The organism is Aquamicrobium segne (assembly GCF_042656785.1).
Lineage (GTDB): Bacteria > Pseudomonadota > Alphaproteobacteria > Rhizobiales > Rhizobiaceae > Mesorhizobium > Mesorhizobium segne.
This window is the reverse complement of sequence record NZ_JBHSLL010000013.1, coordinates 1-19,487: the sequence shown is the minus strand read 5'-3', so window position 1 is coordinate 19,487 and position 19,487 is coordinate 1. Positions and strand designations below refer to the sequence as shown.

Annotated in this window: 19 protein-coding genes; 16 read left to right on the top strand and 3 right to left on the bottom strand. The window is 54.3% G+C overall.

The genetic code is table 11. The features are described 5' to 3' along the window. Positions 1 to 33: 33 nt before the first annotated feature. A complete protein-coding gene (locus tag ACFPLB_RS05770; RefSeq protein ID WP_378228415.1) occupies positions 34 to 471 on the bottom strand; it encodes a hypothetical protein in 438 nt (145 codons plus the stop codon). A gap of 353 nt (positions 472 to 824) precedes the next feature. Here ACFPLB_RS05770 and ACFPLB_RS05765 point away from each other — a divergent pair, with 353 nt between their 5' ends. The 12 genes from ACFPLB_RS05765 to ACFPLB_RS05710 all read left to right on the top strand — a co-directional run bounded on the left by ACFPLB_RS05765 (position 825) and on the right by ACFPLB_RS05710 (position 12,231). After that, positions 825 to 950, top strand: a complete 126-nt coding sequence (locus ACFPLB_RS05765) for a hypothetical protein (RefSeq protein ID WP_378228414.1) — start codon at positions 825 to 827, stop codon at positions 948 to 950. Positions 951 to 1,025: 75 nt separating this feature from the next. Next, entirely contained in the window at positions 1,026 to 1,892 is an 867-nt protein-coding gene (locus ACFPLB_RS05760; protein ID WP_378228413.1) for a VOC family protein, read from the top strand. Next, positions 1,889 to 2,719: a 3-deoxy-8-phosphooctulonate synthase gene (gene kdsA / locus ACFPLB_RS05755; protein ID WP_378228412.1), complete on the top strand. Its 831-nt coding sequence runs from the start codon at positions 1,889 to 1,891 to the stop codon at positions 2,717 to 2,719. The genes ACFPLB_RS05760 and kdsA overlap by 4 nt, the downstream gene beginning before the upstream one ends. Before the next feature lie 102 nt (positions 2,720 to 2,821). Then, complete coding sequence (gene eno / locus ACFPLB_RS05750; protein WP_378228411.1) at positions 2,822 to 4,096, top strand: phosphopyruvate hydratase; 1,275 nt, start codon at positions 2,822 to 2,824, stop codon at positions 4,094 to 4,096. A 138-nt stretch (positions 4,097 to 4,234) separates the two neighbouring features. After that, a complete protein-coding gene (locus ACFPLB_RS05745) occupies positions 4,235 to 4,546 on the top strand; it encodes an FtsB family cell division protein (RefSeq protein ID WP_378228410.1) in 312 nt (103 codons plus the stop codon). A 310-nt stretch (positions 4,547 to 4,856) separates the two neighbouring features. Further along, on the top strand, positions 4,857 to 5,897 hold the full coding sequence (gene pdhA, locus ACFPLB_RS05740) for a pyruvate dehydrogenase (acetyl-transferring) E1 component subunit alpha (protein ID WP_378228409.1): 1,041 nt from the start codon (positions 4,857 to 4,859) through the stop codon (positions 5,895 to 5,897). 13 nt (positions 5,898 to 5,910) lie between these two features. Beyond that, complete coding sequence (locus tag ACFPLB_RS05735; RefSeq protein WP_378228408.1) at positions 5,911 to 7,287, top strand: pyruvate dehydrogenase complex E1 component subunit beta; 1,377 nt, start codon at positions 5,911 to 5,913, stop codon at positions 7,285 to 7,287. Between the two features lie 19 nt (positions 7,288 to 7,306). Further along, positions 7,307 to 8,647 carry a pyruvate dehydrogenase complex dihydrolipoamide acetyltransferase gene (locus ACFPLB_RS05730; protein ID WP_378228407.1) on the top strand — a complete coding sequence of 447 codons (1,341 nt, stop codon included), beginning with the start codon at positions 7,307 to 7,309 and terminating at the stop codon, positions 8,645 to 8,647. Positions 8,648 to 8,753: 106 nt separating this feature from the next. Then, the gene (lpdA, locus tag ACFPLB_RS05725) at positions 8,754 to 10,217 is read left to right on the top strand and encodes a dihydrolipoyl dehydrogenase (RefSeq protein ID WP_378228406.1); all 1,464 of its coding nucleotides are present in this window, start codon (positions 8,754 to 8,756) and stop codon (positions 10,215 to 10,217) included. Positions 10,218 to 10,339: 122 nt separating this feature from the next. Next, positions 10,340 to 10,597, top strand: coding sequence for a GlsB/YeaQ/YmgE family stress response membrane protein (locus ACFPLB_RS05720; protein ID WP_378228405.1), 258 nt, complete (start codon positions 10,340 to 10,342; stop codon positions 10,595 to 10,597). Between the two features lie 170 nt (positions 10,598 to 10,767). After that, complete coding sequence (lipA, locus tag ACFPLB_RS05715) at positions 10,768 to 11,739, top strand: lipoyl synthase (RefSeq protein WP_378228404.1); 972 nt, start codon at positions 10,768 to 10,770, stop codon at positions 11,737 to 11,739. A gap of 12 nt (positions 11,740 to 11,751) precedes the next feature. Beyond that, complete coding sequence (locus ACFPLB_RS05710; protein ID WP_378228403.1) at positions 11,752 to 12,231, top strand: type II toxin-antitoxin system RatA family toxin; 480 nt, start codon at positions 11,752 to 11,754, stop codon at positions 12,229 to 12,231. Here the strand turns inward: ACFPLB_RS05710 and ACFPLB_RS05705 are convergent. Both ACFPLB_RS05705 and ACFPLB_RS05700 read right to left on the bottom strand, forming a co-directional pair. Continuing rightward, positions 12,186 to 12,695: a CinA family protein gene (locus ACFPLB_RS05705; RefSeq protein ID WP_378228402.1), complete on the bottom strand. Its 510-nt coding sequence runs from the start codon at positions 12,693 to 12,695 to the stop codon at positions 12,186 to 12,188. The two genes, ACFPLB_RS05710 and ACFPLB_RS05705, sit on opposite strands and share 46 nt — an antisense overlap. Next, complete coding sequence (locus ACFPLB_RS05700) at positions 12,692 to 13,921, bottom strand: bifunctional 2-C-methyl-D-erythritol 4-phosphate cytidylyltransferase/2-C-methyl-D-erythritol 2,4-cyclodiphosphate synthase (protein ID WP_378228401.1); 1,230 nt, start codon at positions 13,919 to 13,921, stop codon at positions 12,692 to 12,694. The genes ACFPLB_RS05705 and ACFPLB_RS05700 overlap by 4 nt, the downstream gene beginning before the upstream one ends. A 273-nt stretch (positions 13,922 to 14,194) precedes the next feature. Here ACFPLB_RS05700 and dusB point away from each other — a divergent pair, with 273 nt between their 5' ends. From dusB to ACFPLB_RS05680, 4 genes are all read left to right on the top strand, one after another. After that, the gene (gene dusB / locus ACFPLB_RS05695) at positions 14,195 to 15,193 is read left to right on the top strand and encodes a tRNA dihydrouridine synthase DusB (protein ID WP_378228400.1); all 999 of its coding nucleotides are present in this window, start codon (positions 14,195 to 14,197) and stop codon (positions 15,191 to 15,193) included. Positions 15,194 to 15,244: 51 nt separating this feature from the next. Further along, the gene (locus ACFPLB_RS05690; RefSeq protein ID WP_378228398.1) at positions 15,245 to 17,530 is read left to right on the top strand and encodes a sensor histidine kinase NtrY-like; all 2,286 of its coding nucleotides are present in this window, start codon (positions 15,245 to 15,247) and stop codon (positions 17,528 to 17,530) included. Then, on the top strand, positions 17,520 to 18,881 hold the full coding sequence (ntrX, locus tag ACFPLB_RS05685) for a nitrogen assimilation response regulator NtrX (RefSeq protein WP_378228396.1): 1,362 nt from the start codon (positions 17,520 to 17,522) through the stop codon (positions 18,879 to 18,881). The genes ACFPLB_RS05690 and ntrX overlap by 11 nt, the downstream gene beginning before the upstream one ends. 184 nt (positions 18,882 to 19,065) lie before the next feature. Beyond that, a complete protein-coding gene (locus ACFPLB_RS05680; protein WP_378228472.1) occupies positions 19,066 to 19,380 on the top strand; it encodes a septal ring lytic transglycosylase RlpA family protein in 315 nt (104 codons plus the stop codon). Positions 19,381 to 19,487: the final 107 nt, after the last annotated feature.

Below are 19,487 nucleotides of genomic sequence, written 5' to 3'. Positions count from 1 at the left end.
GCTGTCTCCCGAAACTGCTTTCGGGAGGCAGCTTTATTTTTTGGTGCAGGTCGCTGCCGTGAAGGAAGCTTGTGCATGGCGCATGATGATGTCGAAAGAGGCGTTTTCCGGGTCGCGTGATGTGACTTGCGTCAATGAAATGCTGTTGCCGCCGGAGGTAAAACCGCCCAATGGCCCCAGCCAGGCAATCTCGCCATTGCTTTCAAGCTGATAATTATAGCCCTGCTGCGCCACCGGGAAATAGCTTGGTGGCGTATAGACATTGCCCTTGATGGTGATGGCGCCAAGGTTGAGAAACAGCCCCAGAAGATAGACCTCACAATGATAAAGACCATCAGGCAGGCGTGTGCCGGCATGTGCTGACCCAACCAGTGTGCAGGCCATGAAGAAGCTGACGATGAGCGGCAGAACGGTTTTGACGCCCCTTTTGTGGGCCTTGTTTTCAATTGGCAGTGCTTGGTTTCTCCCCAAAAAAACATCCTTTTCCATACGCTCTCAATCTCAAAATTGCTTTTCAGACTGGCGACAGATTTTGAATTATACCGGCTTCTTGCCATGAGGGCGATAGCGCCTGTCATGCAAACTTAAGAGCCGGTTTTGAGATAAAGACATGTGTATAAACAAAGGCTTAAGGTGGATCAGGAAATGCTTTAGAAAAGAAATTACAACCATTGCGTGTATATGTAGAAATAGTGTACCATTAGAAGAAATATCTGTTCCACGTTCAACCTGTTCATGATCCGGGCAATTGGCGAGGAGGAGTGATGGAGCGTTGTCTGGAAGATCATCAAAAAAGGCGGCTCACAGAGCCTGATGATATTTTGATGGCAATCAGGATTTTGAAGTCTCGGGGCTGCCATGAAGATGACATGCTCACAGAGATTACACGTGTCTTTTATGTTGATCTGGACCTCTATCAGGAAGTTCTGGAGCAGGTGCGCTCGGTCTGAATGTTTTCAGCAATTTGTGGGGTTGATCCGGCATTCTCTTGAATGGTGAGGTCAAATGAGGCATGACCGCCTATCATGACGCACCCGCTTGACCATCTCGTTTTGCCTACAGCCAGTCTTGAGGTGGCTCGTGCCCGGCTTTCTCTGCTTGGCTTTACAGTTTCTGCGCGTGGCAAGCATCCGTTCGGGACAGAAAATTGCTGCGTCTATTTTCCTGACGGCACATTTGTCGAACCGCTTGCCGTTACCGATCAGGATGCAGCCGATGCTGCAGTGATTGCCGGAAATGTCTTTGTGGCGCGTGACCGTCTCTACCGTGAAAAATTTGGACCCGAAGGCTTTTCGGCCGTGGTTTTTACCAATCTCGATGCCGATGAGGATCATCGTCGCTATGTCGGGGCTGATATTTCCGCTGGGGACCGGCTGGATTTTTCAAGGCCGTTTGTCGATGCTTCCGGCCAAAGCGATACGGTTTCATTCCGTCTGGCCTTTGCTGCCCTGCCGCAGATGCGTGAAAATTTCGTCTTTGCCTGTGAAAAGGCGAACGCACTGAATATTGATCGCGCAGCACTTGAAACTCACGCCAATGGGGTTGTTGCAATCACGCAAATCATCGCAATTGCATCCGAGCCTGCAAAAATGATGCATTTTTTGGGCATTGCAGCAGCAGAAGCGACATGTGAATCAGATCACCGGCTCAATTTGCCCAATGCGCAGATCGTGGTGATGACTCCGGCCCGTTATGCTGAAAAATTCGGCCTTGCCTGTCATGAGGACAACAATTTTGGCTTTGCGGCCATAGTCATGGCTGTTGCCGATAGGCAAGCTGCGCGCCGCCATCTTGTATCAGCCGGTATCAATCACGAAATACGCGATCAACGCATCATCATTGCGCCAGCGCCCGGACAAGGGGCGGCTTTCATCTTTGAGGAACAGTCATGACTAAGCCTGCTGCTGCTGTAAAAGCCGGTGCTGTAACTTTTGCCAATAATGCGCCGCTGGTTCTGATTGCCGGTCCTTGTCAGTTGGAAACACGCCAGCATGCTTTCGATATGGCGGGTGCGTTGAAGGAAATGACCGAAAAGCTCGGCATCGGCCTTGTTTACAAAACCAGCTTTGACAAGGCCAACCGCACCTCGCTTGGTGGTCAGCGCGGAGCCGGACTGGAAGCTGCGCTGCCGATTTTTGATGATATTCGCAAGGAGTTTTCGCTGCCGCTGCTGACCGATATTCACACGCAAGAACAATGCGCCATTGTCGCGCCGCATGTGGATATTCTGCAAATTCCCGCCTTTCTTTCGCGCCAGACTGATTTGCTGATTGCAGCGGCCCGCACTGGCAAGGTGGTGAATGTCAAGAAAGGCCAGTTTCTGGCGCCCTGGGACATGAAGAATGTGGTCGCCAAACTTGTGGAATCGGGCAATTCCAATGTGTTGGTGACCGAGCGTGGTGCATCCTTTGGTTACAATATGCTGGTATCGGATATGCGTTCCTTGCCGATCATGGCGGAACTTGGCACGCCGGTTATTTTTGACGCCACCCATTCCGTGCAGCAGCCGGGCGGGCAGGGCGGCTCCTCCGGGGGCGAGCGCCGCTTTGTCGAAACGCTGGCGCGTGCGGCTGTGGCGGTCGGTGTGGCCGGTGTGTTTATTGAAACCCATCAGGACCCGGATAATGCGCCTTCCGACGGACCCAATATGGTGCCGCTGAAAGATATGCCAAGGCTGCTTGAAAAGCTTATGGCCTTTGATGCCATTGCCAAGATTTGACACTTTTGTTCTGGAGATTGTCCCGGTAAAGCGATTGCCTTTTGGGGCGCGCATTGGCTATGACGAGGCTCATTTTGTCTATAACCGGAACGAGGATTTCAAATGACCGCTATTGTTGATGTTGTAGGCCGGGAGATACTCGACAGCCGGGGCAATCCGACCGTCGAGGTTGATGTGGTTCTCGAAGATGGCTCGATGGGCCGCGCTGCCGTGCCGTCAGGGGCTTCGACCGGGGCGCATGAGGCGGTGGAACTGCGCGATGGCGGGCCGCGTTATCTTGGCAAGGGTGTAGAAAAAGCCGTTGAGGCTGTTAATGGCGAGATTTTTGAAGCCATTGGCGGTCTTGAGGCGCAAGACCAGATCCATATAGACCAGACCATGATTGAACTGGATGGCACGCCAAACAAGAGCCGTCTGGGGGCTAATGCCATTTTAGGGGTTTCGCTGGCTGTCGCCAAGGCTGCTGCCGAAGCCTCCGGCCTGCCGCTCTATCGTTATGTGGGTGGCGCGCAGGCGCATGTCCTGCCGGTGCCGATGATGAACATCATCAATGGCGGCGCCCATGCCGATAACCCGATTGATTTTCAGGAATTCATGATCATGCCGGTCGGCGCCTCCTCGATCCGCGAGGCGGTGCGCTGGGGGGCGGAAGTGTTTCATACGCTCAAGACGAGCCTGAAGGATGCGGGCCATAACACCAATGTCGGTGATGAAGGTGGGTTTGCGCCCAATTTGAAAAGCGCGCAAGCTGCCCTTGATTTCGTTGTGGCCGCCATTGAAAAAGCCGGTTTCAAGCCGGGTGATGACATGGCGCTGGGGCTGGATTGTGCAGCAAGCGAATTCTTCAAGGATGGCAATTACGTCTATGAAGGCGAGAACAAGACCCGTGATCCCAAGGCGCAGGCCAAATATCTGGCGAAGCTGGCGGCTGATTACCCCATCATCTCGATTGAAGACGGTATGGCCGAAGATGACTGGGACGGTTGGAAATATCTGACTGAGCTGATCGGCAAGCAGGTGCAGCTTGTTGGTGATGATCTGTTTGTGACCAACTCAGCCCGCCTTCGTGATGGCATTCGCATGGGCGCTGCCAATTCGATCCTCATCAAGGTCAATCAGATCGGCACTTTGACCGAAACGCTGGATGCGGTGGAGACGGCGCATAAGGCAGCCTATACGGCGGTGATGTCACACCGCTCGGGTGAGACGGAAGATTCCACCATTTCCGATCTGGCGGTCGCCACCAATTGCGGACAGATCAAGACCGGTTCGCTGGCGCGCTCTGACCGCACCGCCAAATACAACCAGCTTATCCGTATTGAGGAAGCGCTTGGCCGGCAGGCCCGCTATGCCGGCCGCTCCATCCTCAAGGGATAATGGTGCGGATCAAGGACAAGAATTGCATGAAAAGGGCGGGGTAACCCGCCCTTTTTCATGATCAAGAACCGTGTGAGTGTAACTGTCCATTAAGCACAATCGGCGACAAGTAAGGAGAAAAGGAAATCCGGTCACGCCATGTGGACACGTCAATATAAGCAGAGAAAAACAGGTCGGCTGATTGTTCCGGCCCTGTGTGCGGCTTTTGTCGCTTATTTCAGCTTCCATGCCTATCATGGCCAGTATGGCATCAATTCGCATGAGCGGATGAAGGAGCAGGCAGGCTTTTTGCAGGCGCAGCTTGATCAATTGCAGGCTCAGCGTCAGGAGCTTGAGCGGCGGGTGCGCTTGCTGCATGACGGGTCTTTGGAAAAAGACATGCTGGATGAACTGGCGCGAAAGGCTCTGAATATGTCTTCGCCTGATGAAGTGATCATCATGATACGCTGATAATTACGATTAACTGAAATCAAGTTAATCATTATAATTTTCAATAAAAATAAAAACTTAGCTGCATATCAGCCATGCATTTTCTGCATGGCGTAATGAAAACAGGCATGATAGTTTTCCCTGAAGCTCAAGGGCGCGCTGATCATTCTGGAATGATCGGGCCGCTCCGGGCTGTGATTTAACAGGCATGATCTTGTTTTGAAAAAACCTGCAATTTTTCGAGATTATGCTTTAAATGGCGGGGGGAGGGTGTCTCCCGCAAGTCCGACAAGAGACGTTCACGTCAAAAGACGTTTACAGGGAGAAGTGCATGGCCACCACAGCCAGAAAAGCGCCTGCCAGATCGAAGGGTGATGCAAAGTCATCCAATTTGGTCGCGCCCAAGCCAGCAGAATTTGACAAGGAGCAGGAGCTTGCGGCCTATCGGCAGATGCTGCTGATCCGGCGCTTTGAAGAAAAAGCAGGTCAGCTCTATGGCATGGGCTTCATTGGCGGTTTCTGCCATCTTTATATCGGGCAGGAAGCGGTTGTTACCGGCATAAGAATGGCGATGCAGGATGGTGATCAGATGATCACCGCCTATCGTGATCATGGGCATATGCTGGCCATGGACATGTCACCGCGCGGCGTGATGGCCGAGCTGACCGGTCGGCAGGGTGGCTATTCCAAGGGCAAGGGCGGCTCCATGCACATGTTCTCCAAGGAAAAGAGGTTTTATGGCGGCCATGGCATTGTTGGCGCGCAGGTGCCGCTGGGCACCGGCCTGGCCTTTGCCAACCGCTATCGTGAAAACAGCAATGTTTCGCTGACTTTTTTCGGCGATGGCGCCTCCAATCAGGGGCAGGTTTATGAAAGCTTCAACATGGCGGCCCTATGGAAGCTGCCGGTGGTCTTTATTATTGAAAACAACCGCTATGCCATGGGAACTTCGGTGACCCGCTCATCGGCCGAGACGGATTTTTCCCAGCGTGGTGCGTCTTTCAAGATTCCGGGCGTCAAGGTGGACGGGATGGATGTGCGGGCGGTCAAATCCGTATCCGACATGGCGCTGGAATGGTGCCGTAGCGGCAATGGGCCGATCATTCTGGAAATGAACACCTATCGTTATCGTGGTCACTCCATGTCTGATCCGGCCAAATACCGGTCGAAGGAAGAAGTGCAGAAAATGCGCTCCGAGCATGACCCGATCGAGCAGGTCAAGGCGCGTCTTCTGGAAAAGAAATGGGCCGATGAGGACGAGTTGAAAATCATCGACAGGCAAGTCCGCGATATTGTCGCTGATGCGACCGAGTTTGCGCAAAATGATCCTGAGCCGGCAGAATCCGAGCTCTGGACAGATATTGTTCTTTAAGGGGAGAGAGCACATGCCGATTGAAATTCTCATGCCTGCGCTCTCGCCCACCATGGAAGAGGGCAATTTGTCGAAATGGGTCAAGAATGAAGGTGACAAGGTCGCGCCGGGCGATGTGATTGCTGAAATCGAGACCGATAAGGCGACCATGGAAGTCGAAGCGGTCGATGAGGGCGTGCTGGGCAAGATTCTGGTTCCTGCCGGTAGCGAAGGCATCAAGGTCAACACCCCCATTGCCGTCCTGCTGGAAGATGGCGAAAGTGCTGATGATATTGGCAACAAGGCTGCTCCTGCTGCAAAGGTGAAGTCTGAGGTCGAGGCAGCCTCGGAAGCAAAACAGCCCGCGCCTGTATTTGCTGCGCCACAGGCAAAAATTGCTGCTGATCCCGACATTCCTGCTGGCACGGAAATGGTGTCAACCACGGTGCGTGAAGCGCTGCGCGATGCCATGGCTGAAGAAATGCGCCGCGATGCGGATGTTTTTGTCATGGGTGAAGAGGTTGCCGAATATCAGGGCGCCTACAAAATCACACAAGGGCTGCTTCAGGAATTCGGGGAGCGCCGAGTTGTCGATACGCCCATTACCGAACACGGGTTTGCCGGTGTTGGCGTGGGGGCGGCTTTTGCCGGTCTGAAGCCGATTGTGGAATTCATGACCTTCAACTTCGCCATGCAGGCCATTGACCAGATCGTCAATTCGGCAGCAAAAACGCTTTATATGTCGGGTGGCCAGATGGGCGCGCCGATTGTGTTTCGTGGTCCCAATGGGGCCGCAGCACGTGTGGCGGCCCAGCATTCGCAATGTTATGCGGCCTGGTATAGCCATATTCCGGGCCTGAAAGTGGTGATGCCCTATACGGCGGCTGACGCAAAAGGCTTGCTCAAGGCGGCAATCCGCGATCCCAATCCAGTGATCTTTCTTGAAAATGAGATCCTTTATGGTCAGCATTTCGATGTGCCGAAGCTGGATGATTTTGTCTTGCCTATCGGCAAGGCCCGCATTCACAAGCAGGGTAAGGATGTGACGCTGGTCTCCTTCGGTATCGGCATGACCTATGCGGTCAAGGCCGAGGCGGAATTGGCGGCTTTGGGCATTGATGTTGAAATCATCGATCTGCGCAGCATTCGTCCGCTCGACTTTGACACGATTATCTCCTCCGTGCAGAAAACCAATCGTCTGGTGGTTGTGGAAGAAGGTTTCCCGCAAAGCTCGGTTGGCGATCATATTGCTGCTCAGGTGTCACAGCGCGCCTTTGATTTCCTTGATGCGCCGGTGATTACCATTGCTGGCAAGGATGTGCCGATGCCTTATGCTGCCAATCTTGAAAAACTGGCCTTGCCCAATATTGGCGAAGTGGTGGAGGCGGTGAAAGCCGTCACCTACCGGTAAAGGCGCAAGGAGGGACAATATGCCAATCAACATCACCATGCCTGCCCTTTCGCCAACCATGGAAGAGGGCAATTTGTCGAAATGGCTGGTCAATGAAGGCGACAAGGTTGCACCGGGCGACGTGATTGCCGAAATTGAGACCGATAAGGCAACCATGGAAGTCGAGGCCGTGGATGAAGGCACGATTGCAAAAATCGTGGTTCCGGCTGGTACGGAAGGCGTCAAGGTCAATGCCTTGATTGCCGTTCTGGCCGAGGATGGGGAAGATGTGCAGACAGCAGCCGCCGCTGCGGGCAGCGCGCCGGTTGCCGGTGGAACTGCAAAGATAGAAGCAGCACCTGCACCTGTGGAGACCCCAAAGGCGCAGGCTTCTGTCTTAGTGCCTTCTGCTTCTGATGGGGAAAAGCGACCGGCAGATCGTATCTTTGCCACGCCCCTGGCGCGGCGTATTGCTCGTGAGGCTGGTGTCGATCTTTCTGCTATTTCCGGTTCAGGCCCGCAGGGGCGTGTGGTCAAGGCCGATGTCGAGGCAGCCATTGCCGGTGGCCTGAAAGTGGCGGCACCAGTGGCTGAGGCTTCTGCACAGGCAACAAAACCTGCTGTTGCGCCAATGTCGGATGATGCAGTGCTGAAATTGTTTGAGGAAGGCTCTTATGAGTTGATCCCGCATGACACTATGCGCCGCACCATTGCAAGGCGTCTGGTTGAGGCAAAATCAACCGTGCCGCATTTTTATCTGACCGTTGATTGTGAGCTGGATGCGCTGCTGGCCTTGCGCAAGCAGTTGAATGATGCAGCGCCAGTCAAAAAGACCGAAGAGGGCGACGAGCCAGCCTATAGGCTGTCGGTCAATGACATGATCATCAAGGCGCTGGCGCTGGCGCTGAAAGAGGTTCCTGACGCCAATGTGTCATGGACGGAAGGGGCGATGGTCAAGCACGCCTACGCCGATGTGGGGGTGGCTGTTTCCATTCCCGGCGGATTGATTACGCCGATCGTGCGCAAGGCAGAGGAAAAGAGCCTGTCGATGATCTCGCAGGAGATGAAGGATCTGGCGGGGCGCGCGCGCAATCGCAAATTGAAGCCGGAAGAATATCAGGGTGGTACCACGGCGGTGTCGAACCTTGGCATGTTTGGCATCAAGGATTTTTCCGCCGTCATCAATCCGCCCCATGCAACGATCCTGGCGATTGGTGCTGGCGAGCAGCGGGCGGTGGTGAAAGATGGTGAGGTCAAAATTGCGACTCTCATGTCGGTCACGCTATCGACCGATCACCGGGCTGTGGACGGGGCGCTGGGCGCTGAACTGATCGGCGCCTTCAAGCGCCTGATCGAAAACCCGATTGCGCTGGTGGTGTAACAGGGCTGGGCTGGCCTGAAATCATGACGTCTTAGGCCATCGCCAGCAATGAAAAAACGGGATTGGTCGCTTCTTGTGCAATGCGGCTTGAAGAAAGGCAGATATCATGGCCGAAAATTATGACGTTATCATCATAGGGTCCGGTCCGGGCGGCTATGTCACGGCTGTTCGTGCAGCCCAGCTTGGTCTGAAAGTCGCAATTGTTGAGCGCGAGCATCTGGGCGGCATCTGCCTCAATTGGGGCTGCATCCCGACCAAGGCGCTGCTGCGCTCTGCTGAAATCAAGCACTATGCTGAAAATCCAGCCGCTTACGGGTTAAAGATCGATGGCAAGGTCAGCGCTGATATTGAGGCCGTGGTCGAGCGTTCCCGCGGAGTCTCGCGTCGGCTGAATGGTGGCGTCGCCTTCTTGATGAAAAAGAACAAGGTCGATGTGATCTGGGGTGAGGCAAAGCTTTCCAAAGCGCCTGCTGGTGGAAAGCCGGGCGAGATCATCGTTGCAAAAACCACCAAAAAGCCGATGGAGCCGCAAAATCCGGTGCCCAAGGGTGTCAAGGGCGAGGGAACCTATCAGGCTAAACATATCATTGTCGCGACAGGCGCACGTCCACGTGCGCTGCCGGGCATTGAGCCTGACGGAAAGCTGATCTGGAGTTATTTCGAGGCGATGGTACCAAAGGAAATGCCTAAATCCCTGCTGGTCATGGGCTCGGGCGCTATCGGTATTGAATTTGCCTCCTTTTATCGTGCCATGGGTGCGGACGTTACCGTTGTTGAGGTGATGTCGCAGGTGATGCCGGTTGAGGACACGGAAATTTCCAAATTTGCTCAGAAGCAGTTTGAAAAGCAGGGCATGAAGATCATGCTTGAAGCCAAGGTGGCCAAGGTTGAGAAGGGCGCCAACTCAATCACCGCTCATGTTGAGACCAAGGACGGTAAGATTGAAAAAATTACGGCCGAGCGCATGATTTCGGCTGTAGGCGTCGTTGGAAATATTGAAAATCTTGGGTTGGAAGCCCTTGGCGTCAAGATGGAGCGCGGCTGTATCGTGGTGGATGGCTATGGCAACACCAATGTGCCCGGCATCCATGCCATTGGCGATGTCGCTGGCCCGCCCATGCTGGCGCATAAGGCTGAACATGAAGGCGTGATCTGCATTGAAAAGATTGCCAGCCTGCCAAATGTTCATGCAATGGATAAGTCAAAAATTCCCGGCTGCACCTATTGCAACCCGCAAGTGGCCTCGGTTGGCCTGACAGAAGCCAAGGCCAAGGCGGAAGGCCGCGATATTCGTGTGGGCCGCTTCCAGTTTGCCGCCAATGGCAAGGCGATTGCGCTGGGCGAAGATCAAGGGCTGGTGAAAACCATTTTTGACAAAAAGACCGGCGAATTGCTTGGTGCCCATATGGTCGGCGCGGAAGTGACAGAACTCATTCAGGGTTTTGTGGTGGCGATGAATCTGGAAACCACCGAAGAAGAACTGATGCACACAGTCTTCCCGCATCCAACCCTTTCGGAAATGATGAAGGAAAGCGTTCTTGACGCTTATGGGCGTGCATTGAATGCCTGATTTTTCAGGCAATCCGGTGAAGGTTTGTTCAGGTCTTCACTACAAGGCAGGGTTGCTTTGGAACCGATGAAAGGCCAGCACGTTGTATGATTATTCCAATCCTGTAAGGAGGGACTTTTCATATGGACGTCAATGGAGTGGGCTGGATAGCAGCCATTGTGGTCGGCGGTGTAGCCGGGTGGCTGGCCGAAATGATAATGAAGAGCAATATGGGCATCCTCATGAATGTGGTTCTGGGGATTGTCGGGGCGGTCTTGCTCAACGCCATATTGCAGGCGCTCAATCTGGGCTCTTTCGGGGCGGGTTGGATTGCCTATCTCATCACAGGCTTTATCGGCGCGTGTATTCTGATTTTTATCGGGAGGCTGATGCGCAGATAGACGATAAGCCTCAACACATATTTTTCCTCAAGGCTGTGGCGACTTGCTTTGCCACGGCCTTTCTTATTTGGGCAAAACATCCTAAATGACAGGCAGGGCATTTCATCTGTTTCGTAGGAAAAAGATGAAATGCCCTGGTTTGCGTGTTTGCGAAATATATTGGATCGGACATGGTTACTGTTGTTGATAACATCGCCAACCCGCGACGGGTGCGGCATCCTGAAAAAGCACATCGCCCGGATCAGGAAGTGTTACGCAAACCGGAATGGATTCGTGTCAAGGCGCCTGTGTCAAAGGGCTATGCGGAAACCCGCTCAATTGTAAAAACAAACAAGCTGGTGACAGTATGCGAAGAAGCAGGCTGCCCCAATATTGGCGAGTGCTGGGAAAAGAAACACGCCACATTCATGATCATGGGTGAAATCTGCACCCGCGCCTGTGCTTTTTGTAATGTGGCGACCGGTATTCCAACTGCACTTGATCCTGACGAGCCTGCACGGGTTGCACATGCCGTGCGCCAGATGGGGCTGAGCCATGTGGTTGTCACCTCGGTGGACCGCGACGATCTCGACGATGGCGGAGCGCAGCATTTCGTTGATGTCATCCATGCCATTCGCGCCGCTTCGCCTTCAACCACCATCGAGATTCTGACACCCGATTTCCTGCGCAAGGATGATGCCAATGCGCTGGAAAAAGTGGTGGCGGCAAAGCCGGATGTATTCAACCACAATCTGGAAACAGTACCTTCCAACTATCTGACGGTGCGGCCCGGTGCACGCTATTTCCACTCGATCCGGCTGTTGCAGCGGGTGAAGGAACTTGATCCGTCGATCTTCACCAAATCGGGTATCATGCTGGGTCTGGGCGAGGAGCGGAATGAAGTCTTGCAACTCATGGATGATTTGCGCACCGCCAATGTCGATTTCATGACCATTGGCCAATATCTTCAGCCAACCCGCAAACACCATCCGGTCAAGCGTTTCGTGACGCCTGAAGAGTTCAAATCCTATGAGACCATCGGCAAGACCAAGGGCTTTTATCTGGTGTCGTCCAGCCCGCTGACGCGCTCGTCTCACCATGCGGGTGATGATTTTGCCCGGCTGAAGGCTGCACGTCAGGCCGCACTCCAGAAAACAGCCTGAAGTCTTTCACCCATGCCGCAATTTGAGGCCACCCGCCACGTTGCCCATACAGCCGAGCAGATGTTTGAACTGGTGGCCGATGTTGAGCGCTATCCTGAATTTGTGCCGCTTTGCGAGGCGCTGAATGTGCAGTCGCGCCGTGAGCGCGATGACAAGACCCTGCTCGTCGCCTCCATGAGTGTCGGCTACAAGGCTATTTCCGAGACATTCACCACTCAGGTTCTGCTCAAGCCGCAGGAGCGGGTGATCGAGGTCAAATATATCGACGGCCCATTCAAATATCTGAGCAATATCTGGGATTTTCAGGAAGAAGATGGCGGCTGTCTGGTGCGCTTCTTTATCGACTATGAGTTCAAGAGCCGTTTACTAAGTGCGGTCATGGGCTCGGTGTTTGACCGGGCATTTCGCATGTTTGCCGAAGCCTTTGAAAAGCGCGCCGATGTGATTTACGGGCGCACGTCCGGGACGGATAGCGCCTCAATGCCCATTTGAAGCGCATGCTTGACCGTTTCACGGCGGATAGGATCGCGACCGAGATTGCCAAACAAGCGCTTTTCAACGTGAACCGGCTGGTCTTTGCGGGCCAGTCCGAACCAGACCAGCCCGACAGGTTTTTCCTTGCTGCCGCCATCTGGTCCGGCAATGCCGGTCACAGCAAGGGCGATATCGGCATGGGAGTGGTGCAGCGCGCCTTTGGCCATTTCGCCAGCGGTTTGGGCCGAAACTGCGCCATGAGTGTCCAGCGTCATTTCCAGAACACCCAGCATTTCCATCTTGGCCTTATTGGAATAGGTGATGAAGCCGCGATCGACCATTGCAGAAGAGCCTGCAATATCGGTCATGGCGGCAATGATCAGTCCCCCGGTGCAGCTTTCGGCAGTGGCGGCCATCATGCTGTTTTGCTTGCAGGCTTCCAGAAATTTTTTGGCCAGTTTTTCAGTTTCAGCATCACTCATGCCGGGACCTCGCCGGGATAGATGACGCTTGCGGTGACAATTGCCGCAATGCCTTCCTCACGCCCAATGAAACCCAGCCGTTCATTGGTGCTGGCCTTGATTGAAATACGGTCTCCTGAAATGCCCAGCATTGAGGACAGTTCGGCCACGATGGCTTCGCGATGGGGGCCAATTTTGGGGGCTTCACAAATCAAGGTGATGTCGGCATTGGCAATCCGCCCGCCACGCTCGCGCACAAGTTTTACCGCATGTTCAACAAATTGCCGCGATGCCGCCCCTTTCCATTGCGGGTCGGAAGGCGGAAAATGCGTTCCAATATCACCGGCCCCGCAGGTGGCAAGTAGTGCATCGGTGAGCGCATGAAGCCCCACATCGGCATCGGAATGGCCCGACAATTTGCGGGTGTGGGGAATGGAAACGCCACACAAGACAACATGGTCGCCATCTTCAAAGCAGTGAACATCATAGCCATTGCCCGTGCGTACATCGGGGAAACCTGATGCTGATCCTTTAAGCCTCTGGTCTGCCATTGAAATATCCCTTGCCCAGGTGAGTTTTACATTATCGGGCGATCCCGGCACCAGCATGACCGGTATTTTTGCCCATTCGGCAATGCTGGCGTCATCGGTAAAATCATGACGGCCAAGCGCATGCGCCTGCTCATGCGCTGCAAGAATGGCGGCAAAGGGAAAACCTTGTGGTGTTTGTGCGCCGTGCAGTCCTGTGCGTGGTACGGTTTCAGCCACAATGCCGCCCGGCGCCTCTCGCTTGAGTGTATCGGCAACCGGTAAAGCAGGCAGCGCGCCTTGATCATGGGTGATGGTGTCAATGGTGCGATTGATCAGCTCCATGTCGCAAAAGGGGCGCACACCATCATGAATCAGCACTTTGGCAGGCTGGTTTGGCAAAAGAGCCAGAAGACCCAACCGCACGGATTCTTGCCGTGTTGGCCCACCGATAACAATGGTGATGCGGTCATGATGCTCTTTGGCTGCCTTGTGCAGCAATTCGCGGTCATCGGCATGAATGGCGATGACGATGTCATCTATGTGCGGATGAGACAAAAATGTTTCCAGCGTATGCGCAATGATAGCACGGCCGCCGATGTGGCGATATTGCTTGGGCCCATCTGCTTGCCCGGCACGTTCGCCACGGCCAGCGGCCACAATTACGGCAGCGATGCCGCCTTTTTGCTGTTTTCTGGAAATGTCAGTTCTTTCAATCATGGTGCAGGCTTAGAGCATTTTGCAGCCAGATGCTTATATCTGGCGTCGTACAAATGCGGTTAAAATAAGAGCTTAGAGCATTTTTCGTAAGTACAGATGGAATCATCTGACGTGCCAAGAATGCGGTTAAAAAACAGATAGAGCGCAATGGAGGGAAAGCCAGTCTTTTTGAAAGGCCATATGGCAGGGGTGATTGTGCATTGCATCATTTTGGCAGGCTGAATAAACATTGCCTATCAATAAAGTTTGATGGTTTTGTGTATGAGCAACCAGATGAACCTTCTGGCGCCTTTGAATATAGGTGGCGTTGAAATTCGCAACCGCGTTTTTCTGGCGCCGATGTCGGGCATCACCGATACGCCGTTTCGCAAGCGGGCTTATGATCATGGTGCAGGGCTTGTCGTTTCGGAAATGGTGGCCAGTGGTGAACTGGCAAAGGGGCGTGCCGGGTTTGATATGCGTATCCGCCATTCCGGGCTGCCTGTCCATATGGTCCAGCTTGCCGGGCGCGAAGCCGCACATATGGCGGAGGCTGCCCGTATTGTGCAAGGTGAGGGCGCCGACATTATCGACATCAATATGGGCTGTCCGGCCAAGAAGGTGACGGGTGGCTATGCCGGTTCGGCTCTGATGCTTGACCTTGACCATGCGCTGTCGCTGATCAAGGCCGTTATTGGCGCTGTTACAGTGCCTGTGACCGTCAAGATGCGGCTGGGCTGGGACGAGGAGGGGCTGAACGCGCCAGAACTTGCCCGCCGTGCCGAGCAGGCAGGGGTAAAAATGGTGACGGTGCATGGCCGCACCCGCTGCCAGTTTTACAAGGGCAAGGCAGACTGGCAGGCTATTGCCCGTGTCCGGCAAGCCGTTTCCATTCCGGTGGTGGCCAATGGCGATGTTGCAACAGCGCAGGATGCCGCCGCTATTTTAAAGCAATCCGGGGCAGATGCGATCATGATTGGCCGGGCGCATTATGGAGCGCCGTGGATGGCAGGAAAAATCGCCAATGGCGGCAGTTATGTGCCTGATCCGGGCAAGGATCTGGCAGACTATGTTACAGCCCATTATGAGGATATGCTGACGCTTTATGGCGTTGAAAGCGGCTTGCGACAGGCGCGCAAACATCTTGGCTGGTATCTGGACCGCCATGCACCAAATATCACGCTTGAACAGCGCAAATCCGTGCTGACATGTGGCGAGCCTGCAAAGGTGATTTCTCTTATGTTGGGAATTTTGAGCAAAGAGAGCCATAATCTCGCCAGTTTTGTTGCATAACCGCAACAATGTTGCAGACATGTAACGCAATTCATGATGCCATAGGGCAATATGACGACTCACATTCTCACCAATGGTCGCTTGCGCCTGCCAAAACACCACTCTCAGGAAGGGCGGCGGCTGCTTGCGCTTCCGGGTATCCTGGCAATTTTGGGCGCGCTGCTTGCGGCAGGCATATCATTTGCGATCCTTGTGGGCGCCACGCCCATCATTCCTGACGGCAGAACCACACTTTTTCTGATTGGCGTGAATGGGGCCTTCATCCTCGTGTTGATGGCCCTGATCGGGCGCGAAATTCACCGTATCGTGATGGCGCGCCGTATCGGCAAGGCAGCGTCGCGCCTGCATGTGCGTATTGTGGCCATGTTTGCGCTGGTGGCTGCCATTCCAGCCATTATGGTGGCGATCGTCGCCTCGATAACCCTTGATATCGGCCTTGACCGCTGGTTTGAGATTCGCACCAAGACCATCATCAATTCCTCGCTTTCGATTGCCGATGCCTATGTGCAGGAAAATGCCCGCAATCTTCAGGGCACGACCTTGTCGATGGCTTTTGATCTCGATAATGCGCGCACCCTTTACGGCCTTGACCGGACGGGTTTTTTAGACCTGATGAACAAGGAGGCAGCCGGTCGGGGGCTGGCTCATGCAGCACTTTTGCGCTCTGACGGGTCTTTTGTGATGAGCGCCCAGACGCAAGCCAGCTTTGCCATGCCCGAGCCACCGGAAGGGGCCATTCAGGAGGCTGAGAACGGGCCGCCATTGCTGATTGAACCACGCACCCGCAATATTATGGGGGCGATCGTCAAGTTGCGCGAACTGGAGGGCTTGTTTCTTTATACAATCCGCGTCATCGATCCCGAAGTGATCAAGGCGCGTGAAATCGTGCGCAGCAATGTCGATGAATATCAAGGGCTGGAATTAAACCGGCGTCCCTCACAGATTGCGTTTGCGCTGCCTTATCTGTCGATGACGCTTATCATCATTTTATCTGCTGTCTGGACCGGTATTGCCGTGGCTGACCGGCTGGTGCGGCCGATCCGTCAGTTGATCGGCGCTGCAGATGAAGTGGCCAGCGGCAATCTTGATGCCGCGGTGAAGGTGCGCCATTCGGATGGCGATGTCGCCTCGCTGGGAGCCACCTTCAACAATATGCTGCTGGAATTGAAATCACAGCGCAATGAATTGCTGACCGCCAATGACCAGATTGATGAGCGCAGGCGCTTTTCGGAAGCTGTTTTAGAAGGTGTGACCGCAGGGGTGATCGGCGTCGATGCCGATGGCATTGTCACCATTGTCAACCGTTCGGCAGAAACCATGCTGTCGATTGACGCCAGAACCGCAATTGGCCAAAATCTTTCCGTATTGCTGCCGCTGGTGGGGCGCGCCTTTGAAATTGGGCGCAGCAAATCCGACCGGCCCGTCTATCGTGAACAGGTGACATTTTATCGTGCAGGCACCGAACGCACCTTCAACATTCAGGTAACGATGGAAGGCGAAGACAATGATAATACGTCAAAATCCTATGTTGTGACGGTCGATGACATTACCGATCTCGTGCAGGCGCAGCGCTCGTCCGCCTGGGCCGATATTGCGCGCCGCATCGCCCATGAAATCAAGAATCCGCTGACCCCGATCCAGCTCTCGGCAGAGCGCATCAAGCGCCGTTATGGCAAGGTCATCACGCAGGATCGTGAAGTCTTTGATCAGTGTGTTGACACCATTGTGCGTCAGGTGGGTGATATTGGCCGGATGGTGGATGAGTTCTCCTCCTTTGCCCGGATGCCGAAGCCGGATATGAAGCAACTGGATTTGCGCGAACCGTTGCGCGAGGCGTCTTTTCTGGTTGAAGTGAGCCATCCGCAGATCAGCTTTGAACGCGAATTCGGCCCTGAGCCTGTTTACGCGACCTTCGACAGCAGGCTTTTGTCGCAAGCCTTTGGCAACATCATCAAGAATGCGGCGGAAGCCATGGAGGGGGTTGAACATGAGCCGGGAACGACCGGGGTGATCCGCATCCGTGCGTTACAGACAGATAACAGCGTCCGCATTGATGTGATTGACAATGGCAAAGGGCTGCCGCGCGAGCACCGGCAAAGGCTGCTGGAGCCTTATACGACAACCCGCGACAAGGGCACCGGACTTGGCCTCGCAATCGTCAAGAAGATTGTCGAAGATCATGGTGGACGTCTGGAACTCCATGATGCGCCGCAGGATTTTCATGGCGGCAGGGGTGCTATGGTCAGTATCATCTTGCCCGTCGTGACAGGAGCCGCCCAGCCTCCCGGCAATCAAATGTCGGCAAAAGAAACTGTAAGGGTCAAAAATGGCGTCTGATATTCTTATTGTTGATGACGAAGAAGATATTCGCGAACTGGTTGCCGGAATTTTGAGCGATGAAGGCCATGAGACGCGCACCGCCCATGACGCCGACAGCGCATTGGCCGCCATTGCCGGACGGGTTCCGCGCCTGATCTTTCTCGATATCTGGATGCAGGGATCGCGGCTGGATGGGCTGGCTTTGCTGGATGAGATCAAGACGCTGCACCCCAACTTGCCGGTGGTGATGATTTCAGGCCATGGCAATATTGAAACCGCTGTGTCGGCGATCCGGCGTGGCGCCTATGATTTCATCGAAAAGCCGTTCAAGGCAGATCGTCTCATTCTGATAGCTGAACGCGCATTGGAAACCTCCAAATTGAAACGCGAGGTTTCAGACCTGAAACAGCGCAGCGGCGAGACGTTTGACCTGATCGGCATGTCTTCGGCCATGAGCCAGTTACGCCAGACGATCGAACGGGTATCGCCCACCAACAGCCGTGTTATGATTGTCGGTCCTTCAGGATCGGGCAAGGAGCTTGTGGCGCGCGCCATCCATGCTCTTTCTAGCCGCAAGAACGGACCTTTTGTGACTTTGAGTGCGGCCAGCATCACGCCTGAACGCATGGAAATTGAACTGTTTGGCACCGAAACCAACGGCACCGAGCGCAAGGTGGGCGCGCTGGAAGAGGCGCATCGCGGCATTCTTTATATCGATGAAGTGGCCGATATGCCGCGTGAGACACAAAGCAAGATTTTGCGGGTGCTGGTTGAGCAGCAATTTGAACGGGTAGGGGGCACCAAGCGGGTCAAGGTGGATGTGCGTGTGGTTTCGTCCACGGCGCAAAATCTTGAAGCCATGATTGCCGAGGGCCGGTTCCGTGAAGATCTTTATCATCGCCTTGCCGTGGTGCCGGTCATGGTGGCCGGTCTTGCCGAGCGGCGCGAGGACATTCCCTATCTGGTCGATCACTTCATGAAGCAGGTGGCCCGCCAGCTTGGGGTAAAACCCCGGCATATCGGGGATGACGCCATGGCTGTGCTTCAGGCGCATAACTGGCCCGGCAATGTGCGCCAGCTACGCAACAATATCGAGCGGCTGATGATTCTGGCCCGCGATGAGGATTCTGAGGCGCCGATTTCCGCCGATTTCTTGCCGTCTGAAATTGGCGATGTCATGCCGCGCACACCCGGACAATCCGACCAGCACATCATGTCACTGCCGCTTCGGGAAGCCCGTGAGCAATTTGAGAAGGAATATCTTGTCGCCCAGATCAACCGCTTTGGCGGCAATATATCGCGCACCGCCGAGTTTATCGGCATGGAGCGTTCAGCACTACACCGGAAGCTGAAATCCCTGGGTGTGTGAGCAGCCTTCTGACAAACTGTAACCAGAGTTAGTCAAACGTGTTCGGTCAAGGCAAAACAAAGGCTTTAAGCGCCTCATTTGCTTCCTCATTCATTTCCTAGTCGCTCCGTGACGATAAACGGAGCCATTTTTGATGAGACGAATAAATGGGCCGCTTCTGGCCCTGGCCACTATTGTAGCCGCAATGGCGGCAGACATGCCCGCCACTGAAGCATCCGCAGCCCTTCAATGCGGGCGCGCTTCCTGGTACGCACTTCATTCCAGAACCGCCTCAGGCGAGCGCATGAATCCGGCGGCCATGACGGCTGCGCATCGCAGTTTGCCTTTTGGCACACGGTTGAAAGTCACCAATACAAAAAACGGCAAGAGCGTTGTTGTGCGCATCAATGATCGCGGACCGTTCGTGAAGGGCAGGGTTCTTGATCTGTCAAAGGCAGCGGCCCGCGAACTGGGCTTTATCAATTCGGGCCACACACCAGTTTGCATGGCCAAAACCTGAATTGCATAAATTGCAGGGTGAAAAAAGCCGCCCTGACCTAGGTTGTGGTGACGATTTAACTATCTGAGCCATATTGCGATTGCAGCGAGTTTGACGAAGCCCATGAA